General features: G+C 39.0%; 1 protein-coding gene. It reads right to left on the bottom strand.

The window, feature by feature from the left end:
- Positions 1 to 37: 37 nt before the first annotated feature.
- A partial coding sequence (locus tag LJE08_RS14595) for an antirestriction protein ArdA (protein ID WP_227403663.1) occupies positions 38 to 228 on the bottom strand: 191 nt, incomplete at its 5' end.

Genomic DNA, 228 nt, shown 5'->3' with positions numbered 1-228 from the left:
TTAAAGAAAAAGTCAGACAAACGGACAAACGATAGCTTTAAGCAATCCGTTTCATTTCCTGTATCGCTCCCCATACCTCTTCACTCTGTATTCGTGGGGAATCAATCATATAAACATAATATCCATTATGCGTGTATATCCCTCCCTCCTCAAGTCGAACATCACGACCGTAAGCTTCATAATCAATGTATCTTTCCAATACACTCCCTTTCAATTCCTGTATCAATC

This window comes from Holdemanella sp. DFI.5.55 (assembly GCF_020593575.1).
GTDB classification, from domain to species: Bacteria; Bacillota_I; Bacilli_A; order Erysipelotrichales; family Erysipelotrichaceae; genus Holdemanella; species Holdemanella hominis.
This window is presented reverse-complemented; position numbering and strand designations above follow the sequence as displayed.